Genomic DNA, 21398 nt, shown 5'->3' on the forward strand with positions numbered 1-21398 from the left:
TTGATGTACTGAACTTGAATTACTTCATAACGGTTGCTCAATCATCCTGCCAATCTTATTCCGGTAAACTGCCATCTTAACGACGGATGGAAAAAGTTACGGTAAGTGATACGGCTGTGGTTGGGTGAGGTGACTTCAGAGCCGCCCCTAAGCACCATCTGGCTGATCATGAATTTTCCGTTATATTCTCCGATCGCTCCCGGTGCTTTGGCAAATCCGGGGTAGGGAAGATAGGCACTTTCGCACCACTCCCAGCGTTGTCCCCACGAAAGTTGTGGCGCTGCCGCCTCCCATTCAAATTCAGTGGGCAACCGCTGCCCCTTCCAGGCCGCATATGCTGCTGCTTCGTAATAGCTGATATGATTCACCGGCGCATCCGGCATCAGCGGCCTGAGGCCTTGCCAGGTGTAATGCACCCATTGCCCGTCTATGTTGTACCAATACATAGGCGTGGTTACCTGGTTGTTCTTTACCCAATCCCATCCTTCTGCATGCCAGTACCGGAAATCCTGGTAGCCGCCAGCCTGGATAAAATCCAGGTATTCCGTATTGGTTACCAGCGCTGTACTGATCCGGTATTCCGGCAGGTATACGGCATGTCTGCCCAGTTCATTATCGAAACAGAAACCATCTCCCGAAAAGCCGATATCGTACATACCCGCACGTATATTTAACCATGCCGGGCCGGTATTGTTCACTGGCGTCAGATCTTTATGCTGAGGATCATATGCCGGGAACAACGGATTATGTCCGAGGATATATTTAATATCCGTATACAGCAATTCCTGGTGCTGCTCTTCATGATTCAGTCCAAGGATAAACAGCTCCGTCAGTTTTCTGGAAAGCGGTGTTTCCAGGAACGCCATCATGGCTTCATCCACATGTTTGCGGTAACGCATGATATCCTCCACGGCTGGCCGGCTGAGGTTGCCCCGGTTGGTACGGATCACGCGGGCGCCCACTGATTCGTAATAACTGTTGAATACATAGTTATACTGCGGATCAAACACCGTATAACCTTTGGCGTTAGGCGCGAGTATGAATGTTTCAAAAAACCAGGTGGTATGTCCGAGATGCCATTTCGGTGGACTTACATCCACCACAGGCTGTACTACATAATCTTCCGTTTTCAGCGGGGCACAGATCTGTTCACTCCTCCGCCTGACTGTTTCGTATTGTTCTTTCAGTAACATAATTACAGGTGCTTACTGTTGATTCACATATTTTGTAAAACCGGAAATACTGTTGATGTGCAGCTGTGTGGCTGCTGTTCTCCGCATCATCAATGCGTAGGTGTTATTAAATCCGATGGGTTTGAGCCATTTGATATGGTATTGTTTTTCAAATTCGCTATTCACATAGTCATATACTTTCCGGCTGTCGCTGATGATACTGTCTGTGATGTGCTGCGGTGTTTGCAGGATCACAAGTAAGCCGGTACCGGTATATTCCGGGTATAGATCTATCTGATTATTTACCAACGCATCAAATACTATTTTTGTTCCGCCCAGTCCTGTTTTGGTGACGGCGGCAAGATCCGTATGTCCTTCAATGAGCATTTTGTACATGGCTGCCAGGATATATCCGTCACCGAAAATCTTGGAGCCGATGCGGATACTGCCTTTGCTGCCGTTACCGGCTGGTTTGAAAAGCTGGTGTGCTACCAGGAAATCCTTTGCCACCTTCTCCGGATTCTGTTTCAGGTAATCGACCCGGTAATTCAGGTCTGTCATAATGCTATCATTAATTGTACCAGACAGCAGGTTGAGTGCCGGCTCCAACTCCGGGTATTTTTTCAGCGTTTCATCACGCACGATTGGGGCAGCGTAGTAAGGTGGAAATATATGTTTGTCATCTTCCAGTACCACCAGGTCAAATGCCTTTACCCTGCCATCGGTGCTGCTGCCGCTGATCACATCCAGCTTCTTCTCATAGGCGGCTTTATACATAATCATATCACTGATCACCAGGGTCCGGATATTCAGTCCATACACAGATTTCAAGCCTAGGTTGCCATCTTTCCGCCCCATAAATTCCGGGGTAAATCCTGCCAGCATTTTACCATTGTAGGTATCCGGGAGAAGATAAAAAGAAGATAATACCAAAAAAATAACGGGCAGGGCAACAATTGTTTTCCTTGCTTTGCGGATATTAATGTGCTGTATGAGCGACAGGAGCCAGTCGAACAGCAATGCCAGCAACGCCGCCGGTATAGCACCAGCCAGCATCATATTGGTATTATTGAGTGCAATACCGCCAAAGATAAATTCTCCCAGTCCGCCGGCAGCAATATAAGCCGCTAATGTAGCTACGCCCACATTAATCACCGTGGCTGTCCTGATTCCTGCCAGTATCACCGGCATGGCCAGTGGCAGTTGTACTTTCAGCAGCATTTGCCGGCGGCTCATGCCCATTCCGGTAGCGGCCTCTGTTACATTGGGATCTACGCCGTTGATACCTGTAAAAGTATTGCGGATGATAGGGAGCAGCGCATACAGGAACAATGCTACTATAGCCGGTTTCGGGCCAATACCCAGCAAAGGGATCATGAAGCCGAGCAATGCAATACTGGGAATGGTTTGCATAACACCTGCAATGCCCAGCACGGGCGCAGCCAGCCGTTTTCTCCGGGTAATCAGGATTCCTGCCGGAACGCCGATGGCCACTGCCAGCAGCACCGATATAAAAGTGAGACCGGTATGCGTCAGGGTTTGTTCCAGTAATTTACCGGATTGTTGTTGTATAAAATCAAAAAAGGTTTCTGTCGGTTCCATGCCCTTGTGTTAATTTTTATAGGCCGCGATGGCGGCCATCAATCCGTTCCCGTCGATCAGTTTTTGTTCCTGTTCATATACCACACTCACCGGTTGTGTTGTAATAGCTTCTAATGCCTCCCAGCAGGTACTTTGCGCAGTAAGTTGTTTACTTACCGGTGAAGTTGCTGCCGGCAGCCAGTTCCACAGATCACGGATATGCAGCGACTTCAATTCCAGTTGCAACCGTTGCGGGTCCAGGAAGGAGCTGACAAATGTATTGGCGGGGCGGAACAGGAGATCGGCCGCAGTACCCAGTTGCTGGATCTTTCCTTCATTCATGAGACAGATCCGGGTGCCCAGTTCAAATGCTTCTTCTACATCATGGGTAACAAGAATAATCGTGCGGTGACTGATTTCATCCAGGGCTTTGAATTCTCTGCGTACGCTGATGCGCGTGAGTGGATCCAGTGCGCCAAAGGGTTCGTCCATGAGCAGCACCGGCGGATCTGCCGCCAGCGCACGCGCCAGTCCTACCCGTTGCTGCTGTCCGCCGCTGAGCTGCTGCGGATAAGTATCTGCGTAGGTAGCAGCGGGCAAACGAAGTTTATCCATGAGCGTAGTGGTACGTTCGCGGATGCGGTTTTTGTCCCACTGCAGGAGAGAGGGCACCAGGCCGATGTTTTCACTGACGGTGTAATGGGGAAACAGCCCGGTATTCTGCAATACATAACCGATGCTGCGCCGGAGTATTTCCGGTGGCAGTGATTGTATTTCTTTTCCGTTGATGTAAACATGTCCGCTGTCTGCTTCCAGCAGCCGGTTGATCATGCGGAGGGTAGTGGTTTTGCCACATCCGCTGGTGCCGAGTAATACCAGCGTTTCACCTTCCTTTACTTCAAAGGAAATATCATCTACTGCCGTTTTTTTTTCCGGTCCGAAATATTTGGAAACGTGCTCCAGTTTAATCATCCGTTATCAATCATATTGTGGAAAAATTTGCTCACTATGAAGCGGGCTTTTCCAGGGTCATAAATAGGTTGTTCAATGATTCTGCATAGAGCGGATGCGCAAATACCATTTCACGGATCTGTGTGGCAGTGATACCGCCCAGCATGGCCATTTGCAATACCGACATGATTTCTCCGCCTTCGGGGCCGATGATGGCGGCGCCGAGTATCGCGTTGGTGTGTTCATGCACGAGTGCTTTCATAAAGCCTCTCGTTTGCCCGGTTTCTATGGCCCTTGCTACTTTATCCATACTCAGGCAGGCCACTTTAAATGGAATGCCTTCCTGCAGCGCTTCTTTTTCTGTGATGCCGATGCGTCCGAGTTGCGGATCAGTGAACATGCAATACGGTACCTGCCGGTTGCGGGTAGATACGTTGGCTTTTTCAAAAAGGTTTTTATAGATAATCAGGTGATCGTTGTAGGAGATATGGGTAAACTGCGGACCGCCTTTTACGTCGCCCAGCGCATAGATGCCGGGTTCTGTTGTTTCCAGCTGATCATTTACCTGGATATATCCTTTTTCATCTGTCAGTATCCTGGTATTTTTCAGGTCCAGCGCCGCCGTATTCGGCGTACGTCCGGTGGCTACCAGCAGGTGTGTGCCTGTGAGGGTATCTTTGCCGCCGCCGGCAGTAATGTCGATGCTGATCTTTTTGCCGTTGCGGTAAACACGGGTAGCCTGTGCGCCGGTATGGATCTGCATATCTTCCGATTCCAGCATTTTCTTGATGACGGCTGCCACATCTGTATCTTCTTTTGATACAAGCTGGGAACCGGTTTCAATGACGGTAACGTGACTGCCTAAACGCTGATACATTTGTCCCAGTTCAAGCGCAATATAGCTGCCGCCGAGAATAAGTAATTCTTTCGGAACCGTAATTTCGTCCAGTATGGTGGTGGAGGTGAGATAGGGGACCTCTTCCAGGCCAGGAATGGATGGTATATGCGGACTGGTACCGGTATTGATAAAAATATGCGGCGCCGTCAGTATTTCTTCCTCTCCTTTGAACCCGGTTACTTTGATGGTTTTATTACCGGTGAAGGAAGCGGTGCCCATAAAAACGGTTACCTTATCTGATGCCAGGCCTTTTTGTGTGCCGCCACGGAATTCGGATACGATATTATTTTTCCGGGCTACAATAAAAGGGAGATCTACAAACATGCTGTGACTGTGTACGCCCCAGTGTTTGCTGTGAAAAACGGTATGTGCCACCTTCGCGCAGGCGATCATGGCTTTGGTTGGGGTGCAGCCATCGTTAATGCAGGTGCCGCCGAGAAAGCGTTGTTCAATCAGTGCGGTTTTCCATCCTTTTTCTTCCATTTTCTTTGCCAGCGGGTTTCCACCCTGGCCGGAGCCGATTACAATTGCGTCAAAATTTTGCATACGGATAGCTTTTAGGGTGCGGGCGCCAAAGATTATACCAATGAAAAGTAACGAAATTTTATGAATAAAAGGGAGCGCGCGACTTAGGCACTGTGGTGGTCTGCTCTCGCAATAATTCTTTATCTTTGCGGCTTCTGCGAAAAAATATTGATTTTGGTAAAGATTGACAACATAACGCTTCCTGATTTTCCTTTGTTGCTGGCGCCTATGGAGGATGTAAGTGATCCTCCGTTCCGGGCGGTGTGTAAAGACGCCGGAGCAGACCTCATGTATACGGAATTTATCTCCAGTGAGGGCCTGATCCGTGATGCGATCAAATGCCGGAGAAAACTGGATATTTTCGAATATGAGCGCCCCGTGGGCATCCAGATCTTTGGTGGCGATGAAGATAGCCTGGCGATGGCAGCTAGAATTGTGGATGTAACCAATCCCGATCTGCTCGACATCAACTTTGGCTGTCCGGTAAAAAAGGTGGCAGGAAGAGGAGCAGGTGCTGGTGTGCTGAAAGATCTTGACCTGATGGTAAGGCTCACCGAAGCCTGTGTAAAGGCAACGAAGCTGCCGGTAACGGTGAAAACCAGGCTGGGCTGGGATGAAGACTCCAAAAACATTGAAGAAGTAGCAGAACGCCTGCAGGATGTGGGGATCAAAGCCCTCGCGATCCATGGCCGCACCAGGAGCCAGATGTATAAAGGTCAGGCCGACTGGGACCTGATTGGTAAAGTGAAGAACAATCCGCGCATTCATATTCCTATTTTTGGTAACGGCGATATCAATAGCCCGCAGAAGGCATTGGAATACAAGAACCGTTACGGGGTGGATGGGATCATGATCGGCCGCGCCGTGATTGGCTATCCCTGGCTGTTCAGAGAGATCAAGCATTATGTAAAAACCGGCGAAATCATGGCAGGACCCACCCTGGAAGAACGTATCGCCGTGAGTAAGAAACATCTCCGCCTGTCGGTAGAGTGGAAAGGCCCGGTACAGGGCATCAACGAAATGCGGGGTTGCTATGCCAATTACCTGAAAGGCCTGCCGGATATCAAACAATTCCGCAGCCGTCTCGTTACCCTGAAAACGGTAGAAGAAGTAGAAGCCGTGCTGGATGAAATTGAAGCTTATTACAAAGGCATTGAACTGGCCAATACGCCTATTGAACTCATCGATTACCACCAGAACTGTCCGTTATAAACAGAGAATTTTATGATATAATAAAACTAATTATGCGTTTGTTTTGTTATATCATAAAATTCAACCAATGCTCAGATACCTTCCTGTTGCCGCTGCGGTAGTTTCCTGCACCCTATGGCTTTTTTCCTGTCAGACTGCTTCCAAAGAAAAACCTGTGTCAGACAGCACGGTCGCTGCTGCTTTGCCAGATAGTACCGGTCTCCGTGATTTACGATACCATGATCAACAACAGATAGAGCGGGTGATCTATGGGTTCTGTGAACACTTTGATAACGGCGACCTACACAAATGTGTGGAATTCATGGACGACAATATCCGTGGAGAAGTAGACGGTGTAAAGCTGAAAGGGAAGACCAACTGGACCGCCAAAATAGATTCCCTTCTCATGAGTACCCGTAATACCCATTATCAACCCCGGCACCTGATTTCCAATATGCAGTTTTATCCCGGTATAAACGATACGGTGCGGGTAACCATGTATGCCAGTACTTTATGGACAGACCTTACCAACGGACAGATCCAGTTGATGCAGGTGGGATACTATAAAGGAAAGGTGGTACGCAAGGATGGCAAATGGTTGATTACGGTACTGAATTCACTGCCGGACAGCAGGCTGGTGAAACAGTTTTACCAGGACGTACAGGGAGCGGAAGAAATCTTACGATAACATGCTTTATACCGGAAAATAACAGATGCTTCCACCTTAGATAACAGCTATTTTATAGTTACGGGTTATAAGGCGCCGAATTATATTTTATATAGGGCTTAACTAGGGCTAGGCACTTAGAAATAAGCCAATGGTACTATAAAACAGGCCGCCTCACCGGGCGGCCTGTTTAGTTCTATTTTGTGAGTACACCATGGGAGATGCTTTCAGGCACTGCCTGGTACTGGTCGAACGTCAGCGAAGCAGATGCTCTTCCGGACGACAGGGTGCGTAATACCGTGATGTAACCGAATAACTCGGACAAGGGCACCATGGCTGTGATGGTTTGCACGACGCCATCCATCTCCATCTGTTTAATCACCCCACGACGCCTGTTCAGATCGCCGGTTAAGGTGCCGGTAAACTCTTCCGGCAGGGTAACGGTTACTTTCATCCAGGGTTCCAGCAAACGGGGCGCTGCTTTGGCGGCCACATTTTTGAAACCGATGATGGCGGCGTGTTCAAAGTCGAGTGCATGTGAATCATTGCTGTGGATAGATCCATCCAGCAATCTTACCCGCATCGACTTCACGGGATAACCCGCCAGGGCGCCATTGTGCATGGCCGACTCAAAGCCTTTACTGATCGCAGGGATGAATTCTTTTGGAATCGCACCGCCTTTGATTTCGTTAATGAATTCAAGTCCGTTGGCCTGTTCATCGCCCGGAGATAATTCAAAGTGGATGTCCGCAAAGTTACCGGAGCCACCATTTTGCTTTTTATACACTTCGTGATGGGTAACGGCTTTGGTAAAGATTTCCTTATACGCAATCTGCGGTTGTCCTTTGTTGATTTCCAGGTGATATTGGGTAGCCAGCTTTTCCAGCACCACTTCCAGGTGAAGTTCACCCATTCCTTTCAGGATCGTTTGGCCGGTAGCGTTATCTACGGCCACACTGAGGGTAGGATCTTCTTCGAGTAATCTGCCCAGTGCATCACCGAGTTTGTCGTTGTCTTTGGCAGATTTTGCCTCTATGGCGTATCCTATCATCGGTTCCGGGAAGCTGATTTTTTCCAGCAACACCGGGTGATCCGGATGAGAAAGGGAATCGCCCGTTTTCACCTCTTTTAATCCTACTACAGCACCGATATCACCGGCACCGATTTCTTCCACGGTTTCATACTTATCGGACATGATGCGCATTAAACGGCTGATCCTCACTTTACGGCCGGTACGGCTGTTGCGGAGCGTATCGCCACTGCGTAAAACGCCTGCGTATACACGTACTAACGTTAACCTGCCTACGTAGTCATCTGTGATGATCTTAAAGGCCAGTGCAGCCAGTGGTGCGCTTTCATTGGCAGGAATCATCATCGTTGCTTCCGTTTCCGGATCAACGGCTTTGATATCGCCAATATCCGAAGGCGCAGGGAGATAGTCGGCCACCGCATCCAGCAAGGGTTGTATCCCTTTATTTTTGTACGCGGAGCCAGTCAGCACAGGTACCGCTTCCATGCGGATAGTAGCGCCTCTTAAGGCACTGCGTATATCCGATGCCGTGATACTGTCCGGTGATGTCGTATACTTATTCAACAGGGACTCATCCAGGAGGGAGAGTTCTTCCAATAAGTAACGACGGGCTTCCAGTGCTTCCTTCAGTAATGCTGTTGGAATGTCTGTAGTATCATAGGTTTTACCGTCTGCCGTATTCCATACCAGTGCTTTCATGGTGATGAGATCTATTACACCGGTAAAATCATCTTCCGCACCAATGGGCAATTGGATGGGCAACGCATTAGCGTTCAGCCGTTCACGTATTTCCTGCACTACCCGGCGGAAATCCGCACCCTGCCTGTCCATTTTGTTGATAAACGCCATGCGCGGGATCTGGTAATGATTCGCCTGATGCCATACCGTTTCTGACTGTGGCTGTACACCGGAGCGGGCGCAAAATACCGCTATGGCGCTGTCCAGCACACGCAGGGAGCGTTCTACTTCTGCGGTGAAATCAACGTGACCGGGTGTATCAATAATATTGATCTGCCAGGCATGATCCTGGTGTTTCCAGTACGTGGTAATCGCTGCAGAGGAAATGGTGATACCTCTTTTTTCTTCCTGTGGATCGCTGTCCATCACAGTATTGCCTTCATCTACATTACCCAGCTTATGTGTAAACCCGGTGAAGTAAAGCATGCGTTCTGTGAGCGTGGTTTTACCTGCATCGACATGAGCCATGATACCTATATTTCTAAAATCCGCTAAGCGTTTCATATATATTGCTATTTAAAAAGGGGAATTAAAAAAGGCCACTCATCTGGTAATGAGAGGCCTTTCGCTTGAAGCAACAGGATGCCTGCATTACCGGACCAGCCGTGTAAAGAACAATGCTTTAATAATAAATTTCCTGTTGGTGTTCATACTGATAAATGTTGTTTACTGATAAATTCCGGGGATGGTGGGGGAAGCAAATAAAAAGGCCTCTTCGGATGAAGAGGCCCCTTGAAAAGAATTCAGGAGTTATATATAACCTCTCATATCCGGGATGGATTTGCCTCCCCGTCTTGAATTAAGACGATGCGTGTACTTGCAATTACCGCTCTGATAACGGTAGCTGCGTGACTGCATGCGGCATATGTGAGATACTTTTTCATTTGTTTTGAAATTTGCAACGCAAAGATAGTGCTTTTATATTAAAAAATCTAATTCGTACGGAAGGATACAACAGGTCCTTTTTCTCTTATTTGTACAAAAAAATCTATAATATTTACCAGAACCGCCGGTTGGTTCCGTCGTAATTTTGCTTCTCGCAAATGAAGCGGAAGGTGTAGTATAGGGATGACCTTCCTTGCATATTATTATACGACCGGTTGAACAAAGCTGCTCCGCCGGCGTTTCAAACAATAAAATAAAAACCTCAATGATATGAATATCACAGACATTAACGGTACCGTACAACTCGCCAATGGTGTACAGATGCCTTACTTCGGATTAGGCGTTTTTAAAACAAAAGAAGGACAGGAAGTGATAGACTCCGTTACCTACGCACTGGATGCCGGTTACCGTCATATAGATACCGCTGCTATCTACGGCAATGAAGAAGGTGTGGGTATCGCCATCGAAAAGAATGCCACTGCCAGGAAGGATATCTTCCTGACCACGAAAGTATGGAATGCCGATCAGGGCTACGACAGCACGCTGAAAGCGTTTGATACTTCCCTGGCAAAACTGAAAACCGATTACCTGGATCTCTACCTGATTCACTGGCCGGTAAAAGGTAAATACAAGGAAACCTGGCGCGCACTGGAAAAACTGTATGCAGATGGCCGTGTAAAAGCTATTGGTGTCAGCAATTTCCTGCAACATCACCTGGAAGACCTGTTCCAGTCGGCCAATGTGATTCCGATGGTAGATCAGCTGGAATTCCATCCTTACCTCGTACAACAGCCGCTGCTGGACTTCTGCCGGCAGAACAACGTGCAGTACGAAGCCTGGAGCCCGCTGATGCAGGGCAAGGCGTTCGACGTGCCATTACTGAAAGAACTGGCAGCGAAGTACAACGTATCTGTAGCACAGCTGGTACTGAGATGGGATCTGCAGAAAGAAGTGGTGACCATTCCCAAAAGCATTAAGCAGGATCGCGTTATTTCCAACGCACAGCTGTTCAATTTCGAGATCAGCAAAGAGGATGTGCAGAAAATTGATGCACTGGATCGCGGAGAACGGGTAGGACCTGATCCTGATAATTTCGACTTCTAGGAGAATAAAAAAATATAACGGTGGTTTCAAAAGCAATTTTTGAAGCCACCGTTTTGCGTTAATCCTATTGTATACTATGTAATACCCTTTAAAATATTACATGATGTCATACTGACATTTATTATTAAAACCCCTTTCGGGAGATAATTTTTCCCTGCACTATTCCGCAAAAACAATATATTTATCACCTGCGCACCCTTGCCTGATTCCACGAACGTATGGTTACGGTATGCAAATAAGAATTCCACCACGATACAAATGGAGGGTTACTGACCTCACTTAAACTTTATGCAACGTATGGCCAGGTATTATGTATTGATAACAGTTATATGCTTTTTTACCTTATCTGCAATCGCACAATCTGTTTCATCAGAGCGCCGTGGCTTCAATCACGACTGGCGGTTCGCTATGGGAGATGTGAAAGATGCGGAACTGCCGGGGTTTGATGACCGGAACTGGAAGATGCTGGATATACCGCACGACTGGAGCATTGCAGATTTGCCTGATCAGTCGGATCATGATGTGACAGGTCCTTTTCACCGTAGGAGCATGGGTGGCACGTCTACCGGGTATACGGTAGGCGGACATGCCTGGTACCGGAAAACATTCGTGCTTCCGGAGGGCGATAAAGGCAAGTTAGTATCGGTACTTTTTGATGGTATTTATATGAACAGCGATCTTTGGATCAATGGACATCATCTCGGTAATCACCCTTACGGTTACACGCCGGTATATTACGACCTTACGCCTTACCTGAATCCCGCCGGTGTACCCAATGTATTGGCGGTACAGGTGAAAAATGAGGGTCGCAACAGCCGGTGGTACACCGGTTCCGGTATTTACCGTAATGCGTGGCTCCATGTAACAGACCCGGTACGTCTGCCGCAATGGGGCGTATTTGTAACCACGCCACAGGTGAGTCCGAAAGCCGCCGTGGTCAGTATAGCCGCTGCCGCTAGCAATGCTTTATCTGTAACGGCTACCGGTAAAGCGGAGATCCGTATCCTGGATGCCAACGGGAAACTTTTACAAAAAATAACAGCTCCTTTCAACATACCGGCAGGAGACACAACTGCCATACAACGCAGCATCCGCATCGCTAATCCCCGGCTATGGTCGCCGGATAGTCCGGTACAATACAGCGCGGTGGTGGCCATTTACCGTGATGGGAAACTAACAGGGGAAACCATCACCCGGTTTGGTATCCGGTCCATTCACTTTGACGCCGCAAATGGATTCCTGCTGAACGGGAAGCGCCTGCTGCTGAAAGGAGGTTCTGTTCACCACGACAACGGCATTATCGGCGCAGCAGCCATTAACAGGGCGGAAATCAGGAAGGTGGAGTTGCTGAAGGCTAACGGGTTCAATGCCGTGCGTACCAGTCATAATCCCCCCTCAGCGGCCTTCCTGGATGCCTGCGACAGTCTCGGCCTGCTGGTGATCAATGAAGCATTTGATATGTGGCAGCGGCCAAAGAATGCACAGGATTATCATTTGTATTTTAATGACCACTGGCAAAAGGATCTCCGGTCTGTTGTACTACGGGATCGCAATCATCCTTCGGTTTTACTCTGGAGCATCGGTAATGAGATCAATGAGCGGGCCGATTCATCAGGGTTGCTACTCACCCGTCAGCTGCGGGAGGAAGTCAGAAAGTGGGACACCACCCGGCCTGTTACGGCGGGCATCTGTGATTTCAGCGATTTCCCGGAGGGGCAGCGGCATTGGGATGAAACTGCTGCAGCCTTTGATATACTGGATGTGGCAGGCTATAATTACCAGTTGAAAACCTATAAGAGCGACCATGAGAAATATCCCACCCGCGTGGTGGTGGGCACGGAGTCCTTTCCCTTGCAGCGGTTCGACAACTGGCAGGCGGTGGAACAATATCCCTGGATAACGGGCGATTTTGTGTGGACAGCCATGGATTATATCGGAGAAACCGCCATTGGTCATACTGTGATGGATAACGAAAAAGATGGTGGCGCATTGGAGTGGCCATGGTTTAATGGCAATTGCGGGGATATTGATCTTATTGGAGGAAAGAAGCCGCAGGCCTATTACAGGGATGTGATCTGGAACCGCAGCAAAATAGCCATGGCAGTACATGCCCCGATTCCCAAAGGACTGACGGAAGTGGTGAGCAAATGGGGCTGGCCCGATGAAAGGCAGAGCTGGAGCTGGCCGGGGCAGGAAGGCACGCTGCTGGATGTAAACGTGTATTCCCGTTACCCGGTAGTAAGACTTGAACTGAACGGACAGCTTATCGGAGAAAAAAGCTCTTCTCCGGAAACCCGGCTCACTGCCAGTTTCAAGGTACCTTATCAGCCCGGTGTGTTGAAAGTAATAGCGATGGAAGATGGTGTGAGAAAGGATTCCACTATACTTCAAACTGCAGGAAAGCCGGCCCGGATCCGCTTAACGGCCGACCGGGAAAGTATCCGGGCGCAGCGTGATGATCTGGCCTACATCCGGGCAGAAGTAACAGATGAAAAAGGTGTACTTATTACAGATCCGGTAACACTGAATTTTACAGTAAGCGGCAACATCGACCTGATGGCCACCGGCAATGCCAATCCGAAGGAGATGCGGAGCTTTACACAACCGAATTGTACTACTTACCAGGGGAGTTGCCTGATTGTGCTGCGTCCCACGGGGAAGGCGGGTGAGGCAACGTTGAAAGCTACTGCTACTCATCTCCCTGAAAGTAACATCAGCATCCGCATGAAATAAATACAAACGGATAACCTGCGTCTGCTTTTACCCTTCGCGCAGTGCGGAAAACAATAAATCAATATCGGCGCGGTTGTTATAAAAATTAAGTGCTATCGTGAGTTTTCCGTTTTTATATCTTGCCTGGATATTTTTTTGTTCCACTTTTTTGTACTGTTCCGGGGTAACTTCCATTACCTGTATTGCAGAACGATGATCCGGTGCATAGCTGGTGAGGAGGCGGATATGATTGGCGGCGGCCTGTTCGTGCAGGTAGGCGATCAGTTGCTGTACATATGCGGATATATCGGGAATGCCTATACGTTGCAGATATTGCAGGGCTTCTCCCAATAATAGTATATTCATGTACGGTAGTGTACCTGGTTCCAGCACCCTGGCATCTTTTTTCGGTGTGAAGCGGGTATAGTCGTTTACGCTCTGGAAATCTGCACTTTCATAATCCACGCTGCACCAGCTGATCACCTGGGGAGGGTATTGATCCAGGATACGCTGCGATACATACATGGCCCCGCTGCCGTAACCGGAGGTCACCCATTTATAGCCATGGAAAATAAGTATATCGATATGGCAGGCCTGTACGTCAATATCAGTTACACCAAAAGATTGCGTAGCGTCCACTACATGAATTAATCCGTGTGCTTTACATAATTCACCAATAGCCTGCAGGTTTTGCCGGAAGCCGGTTCTGAACATCACGTGACTGGTGATCAGTATCCGGGTGGCCGGGGTAATCTTTGCTTCAATATCTGCTATGCTGATTTCCCCTGCATGACTGTCTACCAGGTGTACGGTATGACCGCTATGCATCCAGCCCACAAAGCTGGTGGGAAATTCATCTCTCATGGTGATGATTTCATAGCTGGCGGGAAACATTCCATATAACAGAGACATTCCCTGCGCTGTGTTGGTGATGAAAGCAATTTCGCTGGCCTGCGCGCGGATCATCCCTGCCAGCAGGCTTCTTACGTCATTTGCCTGGTTGTCCCACGCCGGTAATACGCCTCGTCCTTTTTCGCTGAGTTCCGTAAAAAGAGCAGTGGCTTTTTTTACAAGCGGCGTACCTACAGGGCCGCCTCCATTTGTGAAAAAATAAGTGCCGGTGTCAAATACCGGATAGTCGGCCCGAACCCTGTCCCATGTATTCATACTATTTTATTAATTGCTGTACGATAATAAACAAAAATAAATCATTGTGGGATATGGGCAGAAGATTCTGTTGTTTATGAGATAACTTGCGGGAAGAGCAGATTTTATTACCGCAAAACTGAGGTTTTAGCATGAGAAGGATACCTTTTTTTTTGATGGCTTTGCTGGCTGTTTTTCAGTCATCAGCGCAGCAACCCCCGCTTTTCAGAACTACCGGCGCGCCACTGAATGAACGGGTCAATGACCTGTTGCATACACTTACCCTGCAGGAGAAAATTTCATTGCTGGGATATAACAGCCCGGCCATAGAGCGTTTGCAGATACCCGCTTATAACTGGTGGAATGAAGCCTTGCATGGCATTGCCAGGGGCGGCGAGGCAACAGTTTATCCGCAGGCCATTGGCCTGTCGGCCACTTTTAATGCCCCGCTCGCGAAAGAAGTGGCCAATACCATTTCCACTGAGGCGCGGGCCAAGTATAACCTGGCGATACAACAGCATCGTCATGTGCAATACCTGGGACTGAATTTCTGGACCCCGAATATCAATATCTTCCGGGATCCCCGTTGGGGGCGCGGGCAGGAAACCTATGGGGAAGATCCTTACCTGACGGCTACCATGGCAGGGGCTTTTGTGCAGGGTTTGCAGGGGACTGTACCGGGTATGCTGAAAACAGCGGCCTGCGCAAAGCATTTTGCGGTACACAGCGGACCGGAGGCCGATCGGCACAGCTTCAATGCGATCATCGATGAAAAGGACCTGCGGGAAACCTATCTCTATGCGTTTAAAAAACTGGTGGACGGTAAGGTGGAATCGATTATGTGTGCTTACAACCGGGTGAACAGTGAGCCTTGTTGCACCGGCAATACCCTGTTGCAGGACATCCTGCGGCATGAATGGAAGTTTGGCGGCCAGGTAGTGACCGACTGCTGGGCGCTGGATGATATCTGGCTGCGGCATAAAGCGATTCCTACCCGCGAAGAAGTGGCTGCGGCGGCCGTGAAGGCCGGCGTAAACCTCGATTGCGCCAATATCCTGCAAGACGATGTGATGAAGGCGATAGACAAGGGCTGGCTGACCGCTGCCAACGTGGACAGTGCACTCAGCGCCACGCTGCGTACCCGCATCCGGCTGGGCTTATTCGATACCCCTGCGGCAAGCCCCTACGGTGGCTATGGCGCCGATAGCGTCAATAATGGATATCATGCCCGGCTGGCCCGCGAAGCGGCCCGGGAGAGTATGGTATTACTGAAAAACGATGGCATACTGCCTTTACAGGCAGATAAATACGCGTCGATGCTGGTAACCGGCTCCAATTCCGCTTCCATTGAAGCGCTGATGGGCAACTATCATGGCGTTTCCGGTGATATGGTGACGTTTACCGCCGGTCTGGCTAAAGCTGCCGGCCCGGGAATGGCCATGCAATACGACCAGGGATGCGATTTTACAGACACGCTGCATTTTGGCGGTATCTGGGCTTCACAAAACTGTGATGTAACGGTAGCAGTGATTGGTTTAACACCTTTGCTGGAAGGAGAAGAGGGAGACGCTTTCCTGTCGCCCTCCGGTGGCGATAAAAATACGTTGAGCCTGCCCCGTTCCCAGATCCTGTTTATGAAGAAGCTGCGTGAAGCACATAAGAAGCCCATTATCGCAGTGATTACCGCCGGAAGCGCTGTAGACGTAGCCGCTATCGCTCCCTACGCAGATGCGGTGATCCTGGCCTGGTACCCGGGTGAACAGGGTGGCAATGCCCTCGCGGATATCATCTTCGGAAAATATTCGCCCGCAGGGCGACTGCCGGTTACTTTTTATCAATCCCTGCAGGACCTGCCGGACTACAAGGATTATAGCATGAAGAACCGCACCTATCGTTATTTCAAAGGGAAAGTAGATTATCCTTTTGGCTACGGTCTCAGTTATACGAAATTTGATTATACCTGGCATACGGCCCCTGTAAAGGAATATCGTAGTAAAGATACTATTCGTGTATCCGTTGACGTGAAAAATGCCGGTGCGTTTGATGGAGATGAAGTAGTGCAGGCCTATATCACTTACCCGGATATGGAACGTATGCCTGTAAAAGAATTGAAAGCGTTTGCCCGCGTTCAAACCGTGAAAGGGCAGGCATCTGCTGTACAGCTGGAGATTCCTGTGACAGAGTTACAGAAGTGGGACCTGCAACAGCACACCTGGAAATTATACAAAGGTGTTTATAAGATCAATATCGGCGGGAGTTCCGACAACTTCCTGCTGTCGCAGGATTTTCGCATAAAATAAAAAAATACGGAGGAGGGTTTTCCTCCTCCGTAAAATACTATACCATACGATCCACTACTTTCTTTAGTGTGAGCCCCTGTACAATGATAGAGAACAGCACCACGAAGTAACTCGCCGAAAGAATGATTTCTTTATAGTCCGAATCCGGTAAAGACAAGGCCAGTGCAACAGAGATGCCCCCGCGTAATCCCGCCCATACCAGGATGGTGATGCTTTTATAATCTGTTTTCAGTGAACGTCTTAATACCACCGCAGGAATGGTAATACTCAATGCGCGTGCTACCAGTACAAAGATGGTGGCTACCAGACCGGTGAACCAGTAATTCTTTAAAAATGGCATCAGTACGATCTGTAATCCTATCATCACAAAAAGGATGGTATTCAATAGTTCATCTATCAGGCTCCAGATGTTATGGAAATAGTGTTGTATCTCTTCCGCATTCTTAGTACCCAGAGACGTATTGCCAAGGATCAGACCTGCAGAAACGGCCGCCAGTGGAATAGATACGTGCAGCATGGCGCCCACTACAGAAATGACCATCACCATAGACAGCGACACCATAACAATAATGTTGAAGTCGTCGACCCGTTTCATGGTACGATAGGCCACGATGGCGGATACTACGCCCAGCAGGATGCCACCGAATACTTCCTGTGAAAACAGGGCCACCGCATGTGAAAGGGAAACGTGCGTGTCTGCTTGTCCTGCTACTTCTTTCAGGATCACGAACAACAGGATACCGGTACCATCGTTGAGTAAAGACTCACCACCAATAATAGTTTCAAGGGCAGGTGGGACTTTTGATTTTTTCAGGATGGAGAGCACAGCCACCGGATCGGTGGGTGAAATCAGTGCCCCGAACAGGAGGCAATACACCAGGGGGATATCAATATTCATCAGCTCCGTAGCCCAGTACAGGAGGAATCCAAATATAAAAGTAGAGCCTATTACCCCCACGGTACTCAGTACCAGTACGGGATATCGTTGTGCTTTCAGTTTATTGAAATCAAAATGAAGGGCGCTGGCAAAGAGCAGGAAGCCTAACATGATATCGAGCAGGGTGCCTGTAAAATCGATACCATTGGTGACGTCTTTGATAAAGGTGAATGCGTCCGGAAATATTTTGCCGGTCAGGGAAATTAATAACGATAAAATCAATGAAACCACGATCACGCCTATGGTTCCGGGCAGTTTGATAAATCGGTTATTGATGTAAGAGATTAATGCACTAATGGTAATTAAAGCCGTAATCAGCGTAAAAGTGTTCATAAGTAATCGAATAATGCCGGTTAAAAAATCAGATTCCTAAATTGTGCTACAGTTATTTCAGGGGGCTTTAAAGATAGAAAAAAATGCGGCAAATCATCGTCTGATGAGCATTATGAGATTATTTTTTTTTGGAGGGCTTCGCTATTGCGTTGAAATCTAATGCCATTTTAATCCAGTGCTGTAGTTGTTTTTTAGTATGCAGTTCGGCTTCATCGATATAAATAAATCCTTTCATCAGCCTGCCGCCATGTACCATCGGTTCCGCTCCGGTGGCTGATTCCAGTATCTCTTCGGATTTGTCGGGATCAATACGTACCATGATTTTATCTGGACGGACCCCTACACACATTTTATCGTGTACCATAAAGCAAAGGCCACCGAACATTTTTTTTTCGGTGATGGCGTCTGTAGCAGCGGAAAGAATTTCACGGACACGATCGGCGAGTTTTTCATTATATGCCATCGGAAATATTTTTTGGGAGATGTTAAAGATACGATTTCATTTATTGTCCGTATATTTTTTGCATGGCTTCCCGGAGCAGCATAGATATTCTTAAAAAGCTTTAATTGTAATATCATTGCAGTATAATTTAAAAAGTTATGGAGGCGTTCCGTCATTTTCTGGAGTCGTTTCATCCGGTGCCAGCGGAAGACTGGCAGCTGTTGTCTGCCGGCTTGTCCGTTTCTCCCGTTAAAGAGGGAGCAGTGTTATTGCGGGAGGGTAAAATTGCCCGGGAGCTGTACTTTATTTGCGACGGAATATTACGGCTGGTAAAGCGTACACCGGAAGGGGAGGATATCACAATGTTCTTCCTGAAGGAAAATAAATGCGCTGTTGTGCTGGATAGTTTTTCACAGGAAATACCTTCCCAATATAGCCTGGAAGCCGCCTGCGATGCAATGGTGATTGCTTTGCGGAAAGACTATCTGCTCCGGCTATACGAAGAAATACCTTACCTGAGATCACTGGTAGATAGTATTACACAACAGGGTTTACTGGAGAAAATCCATACACGGAATGCTTACATGGGGCTGGATGCTACCCGGCGTTACCAGCATTTCCTGGAGCAGGAGCCGGATATTGTAGCCCGTGTACCTTTGAGCGACATCGCCTCTTTCCTGGGTATTACGCAGCAATCGCTCAGCCGTATCCGCAAAAATCTTCACACCTGATGTTTTTTACCATTTGGTAAATGGGTACTCCTGTGCAGTGTCGAATTTTGTGTTCATAAAAATAAGCAAGATGAACACAGATCTGACAGGAAAAAAAGTACTGGTACTGGGCGGTTCGGCCGGTATCGGTTTTGCCACCGCGCAGGCAGCAGCCCGGGTGGGAGCCGACGTAGTGATTGTATCCAGTAACCAGCAAAGAGTAACACAGGCACTCAGTACCCTGCCCGCTACTGCACAGGGTTTTGCACTGGACCTGCGGGATGAGGCCGCACTCCGTGATTTCTTCGAAAACATAACTGCCTTTGATCACCTGGTATTTACGGCTGGTGGTCCTTTCCCCTTCGGCGAATTAGCCACTGTTACCAACGCCGCTATGCTGGATGGCCTGCAGCTGCGGTTCCTGGCTGCTATGAATGCAGTAAAATACGGTAGTAGAAAAATAAAGCCCGGCGGGTCGGTAGTACTCACCACCGGTATCGCCAGCGAAAGGCCCCAGAAGGGCTGGGTAGCGGGTGCCTGTATCTGTGGGGCCATGGAAGGTTTTACCCGTGCTATGGCGGTAGAACTGGCCCCTATCAGGGTCAACGCGGTTTCTCCGGGAGTCGTAAAAACAGATTTGTGGGCCAATATGCCGGCAGCCGACCGGGAAGCGATGTATGAGCAGGTAGCGGGCCTTCTCCCGGTAGGCCGTGCAGGCGAACCGGAAGATATAGCGCAAACGTACCTGTACCTGATGCAGAACGGATTCAGCACCGGACAGGTAGTGATTATTGACGGCGGCGCCGTACTGGTTTAATGGGCCATCACGCCCGCCGACGGATCAGCAGCCACCGCAGTTTTTATCTGCCGGCGGCAGATCAGTAAAATCAAGAGGGCCAGCAACGAAGTACCGCACATGGTAACCGCCATTGGGGTTGCCGTGTGCGTATTGTATAAACTTACTACCGTGGAAGCCAGAGAGCCTAAGCCCATCTGGATAGCCCCCATCAGCGAAGAAGCACTGCCCGCATTTTTGCTGAAAGGCGCCAGCGACAAGGCCGAGGTATTAGGATTGATAAAGCCCAGGCAGCACAGATAGATAAACAGCAATACGATGATACCGGGTAAAGACAGGAGATTATTCCAGGCGCAGGCAATAAATACCAGTCCCGTCAGCGTCTGGCAAACCAATGCTACCGGCACTATCTGCTGACTGGTAAAGCGTTTCAGCATCAGGCTGTTGACCTGACTGGAGCCAATCAATCCGATCGACAACCCCGCAAAGATCCATCCGTATGCCTTATCGCTTAGCTTGTAAATATCCATAAACACCTGCGGAGAGGCAGATACATAGGCAAACAGCCCGGAGAAAGACACGGCGCCCGCAAAGGTGTAAGTATAAAACTGGGGCTCCGTTACCACCGACAGGAAATTACTGATGATCGGACCGGGTTTCAGCGACATGCTGGTATCCGGTTTATAACTTTCGGGCAACCAAAGGATCGTGGCCAGCAGGATCAGCGCGCCGATGATGCCCAATACCAGGAATACGGCGTGCCAGCTAAAAGCGCTGGTCACATAACTGCCAGCGGTAGGGGCAATCATGGGAGAAGTACCTACCACCAGCATCAGCAGGGCGAATACTTTTGCATTGTCCTTTACCGGAAACAGATCGCGCACCATAGCTACGGACGCCACTGCGGCCGCACAACTGCCTATGGCCTGCACAAAACGCAGGATGATCAGGCTGTTGAGGGTGGACACATACATACAGCCGATGGAAGAAATTACATACAGTACAAGACCGATATACAACGGTTTCTTCCTGCCAAAACGGTCCAGCAGCGGACCATACAGCAGCTGTCCGGCTGAAATGCCAATAAAAAAACTGGAAAGGGAAAGCGCCACCCGTGTCGGGTCTACGCCAAGATCCTTGCCTATAGCCGGAAAGCCGGGCAGGTACATGTCAATCGAAAAAGGTCCTAATGCCGTAAGTGTACCTAAAATCAGAATAAGTGAGAAATATTTAGATCTCGAAAGTTCGTTCGCCAAAGTGATGGGTCGTTTAAAAATATG

At 48.8% G+C, this 21398-nt stretch carries 16 protein-coding genes and 1 pseudogene; 8 read left to right on the forward strand and 9 right to left on the reverse strand.

What is annotated here, in order from left to right; all coding sequences use genetic code 11:
• Positions 1-41: 41 nt before the first annotated feature.
• The 4 genes from egtB to BMW79_RS15075 are packed head-to-tail and all read right to left on the reverse strand — an operon-like array spanning position 42 to position 5148.
• Positions 42-1193, reverse strand: coding sequence for an ergothioneine biosynthesis protein EgtB (egtB, locus tag BMW79_RS15060; protein ID WP_089896069.1), 1152 nt, complete (start codon positions 1191-1193; stop codon positions 42-44).
• Between the two features lie 12 nt (positions 1194-1205).
• On the reverse strand, positions 1206-2774 hold the full coding sequence (locus BMW79_RS15065; protein ID WP_089896071.1) for an ABC transporter permease/substrate-binding protein: 1569 nt from the start codon (positions 2772-2774) through the stop codon (positions 1206-1208).
• Positions 2775-2783: 9 nt separating this feature from the next.
• Positions 2784-3725, reverse strand: coding sequence for an ABC transporter ATP-binding protein (locus tag BMW79_RS15070; RefSeq protein ID WP_089896072.1), 942 nt, complete (start codon positions 3723-3725; stop codon positions 2784-2786).
• Positions 3726-3759: 34 nt separating this feature from the next.
• A complete protein-coding gene (locus BMW79_RS15075) occupies positions 3760-5148 on the reverse strand; it encodes a mercuric reductase (protein ID WP_089896075.1) in 1389 nt (462 codons plus the stop codon).
• 153 nt (positions 5149-5301) lie between these two features.
• Here BMW79_RS15075 and dusB point away from each other — a divergent pair, with 153 nt between their 5' ends.
• Positions 5302-6339 (forward strand): tRNA dihydrouridine synthase DusB, encoded by a 1038-nt coding sequence (dusB, locus tag BMW79_RS15080; RefSeq protein ID WP_089896077.1) that lies wholly within the window; start codon positions 5302-5304, stop codon positions 6337-6339.
• A gap of 67 nt (positions 6340-6406) precedes the next feature.
• Positions 6407-7006 carry a nuclear transport factor 2 family protein gene (locus BMW79_RS15085; protein WP_089896079.1) on the forward strand — a complete coding sequence of 200 codons (600 nt, stop codon included), beginning with the start codon at positions 6407-6409 and terminating at the stop codon, positions 7004-7006.
• 175 nt (positions 7007-7181) lie between these two features.
• On the opposite strand, the gene fusA is transcribed toward BMW79_RS15085, so the two are convergent.
• On the reverse strand, positions 7182-9257 hold the full coding sequence (gene fusA / locus BMW79_RS15090; protein ID WP_089896081.1) for an elongation factor G: 2076 nt from the start codon (positions 9255-9257) through the stop codon (positions 7182-7184).
• Between the two features lie 651 nt (positions 9258-9908).
• On the opposite strand from fusA, the gene BMW79_RS15095 reads away from it, so the two are divergent.
• The 3 genes and pseudogenes from BMW79_RS15095 to BMW79_RS34390 all read left to right on the forward strand — a co-directional run bounded on the left by BMW79_RS15095 (position 9909) and on the right by BMW79_RS34390 (position 13475).
• Positions 9909-10742 (forward strand): aldo/keto reductase, encoded by an 834-nt coding sequence (locus BMW79_RS15095; protein ID WP_089896083.1) that lies wholly within the window; start codon positions 9909-9911, stop codon positions 10740-10742.
• A gap of 297 nt (positions 10743-11039) precedes the next feature.
• Positions 11040-13094, forward strand: a pseudogene (locus BMW79_RS15100) (glycoside hydrolase family 2 TIM barrel-domain containing protein); the annotation flags it as partial.
• Positions 13095-13475: a hypothetical protein gene (locus BMW79_RS34390; RefSeq protein WP_407641631.1), complete on the forward strand. Its 381-nt coding sequence runs from the start codon at positions 13095-13097 to the stop codon at positions 13473-13475.
• Positions 13476-13502: 27 nt separating this feature from the next.
• On the opposite strand, the gene BMW79_RS15105 is transcribed toward BMW79_RS34390, so the two are convergent.
• Entirely contained in the window at positions 13503-14621 is a 1119-nt protein-coding gene (locus BMW79_RS15105) for an aminotransferase class V-fold PLP-dependent enzyme (protein WP_089896088.1), read from the reverse strand.
• 131 nt (positions 14622-14752) lie between these two features.
• Between BMW79_RS15105 and BMW79_RS15110 the strand changes: the two genes are divergently transcribed.
• Complete coding sequence (locus tag BMW79_RS15110; RefSeq protein WP_089896092.1) at positions 14753-16900, forward strand: glycoside hydrolase family 3 N-terminal domain-containing protein; 2148 nt, start codon at positions 14753-14755, stop codon at positions 16898-16900.
• Between the two features lie 37 nt (positions 16901-16937).
• Here the strand turns inward: BMW79_RS15110 and BMW79_RS15115 are convergent, their stop codons facing one another.
• A complete protein-coding gene (locus BMW79_RS15115) occupies positions 16938-18170 on the reverse strand; it encodes a cation:proton antiporter (RefSeq protein ID WP_089896094.1) in 1233 nt (410 codons plus the stop codon).
• A 118-nt stretch (positions 18171-18288) separates the two neighbouring features.
• Positions 18289-18633: a TfoX/Sxy family protein gene (locus BMW79_RS15120; RefSeq protein WP_089896096.1), complete on the reverse strand. Its 345-nt coding sequence runs from the start codon at positions 18631-18633 to the stop codon at positions 18289-18291.
• Between the two features lie 137 nt (positions 18634-18770).
• Between BMW79_RS15120 and BMW79_RS15125 the strand changes: the two genes are divergently transcribed.
• Together BMW79_RS15125 and BMW79_RS15130 are read left to right on the forward strand one after the other, a co-directional pair.
• Positions 18771-19343 carry a Crp/Fnr family transcriptional regulator gene (locus BMW79_RS15125; protein WP_089896098.1) on the forward strand — a complete coding sequence of 191 codons (573 nt, stop codon included), beginning with the start codon at positions 18771-18773 and terminating at the stop codon, positions 19341-19343.
• 70 nt (positions 19344-19413) lie between these two features.
• Positions 19414-20139: an SDR family oxidoreductase gene (locus tag BMW79_RS15130; protein WP_089896100.1), complete on the forward strand. Its 726-nt coding sequence runs from the start codon at positions 19414-19416 to the stop codon at positions 20137-20139.
• Here BMW79_RS15130 and BMW79_RS15135 read toward each other — a convergent pair.
• Positions 20136-21374: a multidrug effflux MFS transporter gene (locus BMW79_RS15135; protein WP_245752499.1), complete on the reverse strand. Its 1239-nt coding sequence runs from the start codon at positions 21372-21374 to the stop codon at positions 20136-20138. The two genes, BMW79_RS15130 and BMW79_RS15135, sit on opposite strands and share 4 nt — an antisense overlap.
• Between the last annotated feature and the right edge of the window lie 24 nt (positions 21375-21398).

Origin of the sequence: Chitinophaga arvensicola (genome assembly GCF_900110835.1) — a bacterium.
Classification (GTDB): Bacteria; Bacteroidota; Bacteroidia; order Chitinophagales; family Chitinophagaceae; genus Chitinophaga; species Chitinophaga arvensicola.

Coding starts and splice junctions, on each gene's coding strand:
- fusA (WP_089896081.1), bottom strand. CDS start 9,257: ATGAAACGCTTAGCGGATTTTAGAAATATAGGTATCATGGCTCATGTC.
- BMW79_RS15075 (WP_089896075.1), bottom strand. CDS start 5,148: ATGCAAAATTTTGACGCAATTGTAATCGGCTCCGGCCAGGGTGGAAAC.
- BMW79_RS15095 (WP_089896083.1), top strand. CDS start 9,909: ATGAATATCACAGACATTAACGGTACCGTACAACTCGCCAATGGTGTA.
- BMW79_RS15065 (WP_089896071.1), bottom strand. CDS start 2,774: ATGGAACCGACAGAAACCTTTTTTGATTTTATACAACAACAATCCGGT.
- BMW79_RS15110 (WP_089896092.1), top strand. CDS start 14,753: ATGAGAAGGATACCTTTTTTTTTGATGGCTTTGCTGGCTGTTTTTCAG.
- BMW79_RS15115 (WP_089896094.1), bottom strand. CDS start 18,170: ATGAACACTTTTACGCTGATTACGGCTTTAATTACCATTAGTGCATTA.
- BMW79_RS15120 (WP_089896096.1), bottom strand. CDS start 18,633: ATGGCATATAATGAAAAACTCGCCGATCGTGTCCGTGAAATTCTTTCC.
- BMW79_RS15105 (WP_089896088.1), bottom strand. CDS start 14,621: ATGAATACATGGGACAGGGTTCGGGCCGACTATCCGGTATTTGACACC.
- BMW79_RS15130 (WP_089896100.1), top strand. CDS start 19,414: ATGAACACAGATCTGACAGGAAAAAAAGTACTGGTACTGGGCGGTTCG.
- BMW79_RS15085 (WP_089896079.1), top strand. CDS start 6,407: ATGCTCAGATACCTTCCTGTTGCCGCTGCGGTAGTTTCCTGCACCCTA.
- egtB (WP_089896069.1), bottom strand. CDS start 1,193: ATGTTACTGAAAGAACAATACGAAACAGTCAGGCGGAGGAGTGAACAG.
- BMW79_RS15125 (WP_089896098.1), top strand. CDS start 18,771: ATGGAGGCGTTCCGTCATTTTCTGGAGTCGTTTCATCCGGTGCCAGCG.
- BMW79_RS34390 (WP_407641631.1), top strand. CDS start 13,095: ATGGAAGATGGTGTGAGAAAGGATTCCACTATACTTCAAACTGCAGGA.
- BMW79_RS15070 (WP_089896072.1), bottom strand. CDS start 3,725: ATGATTAAACTGGAGCACGTTTCCAAATATTTCGGACCGGAAAAAAAA.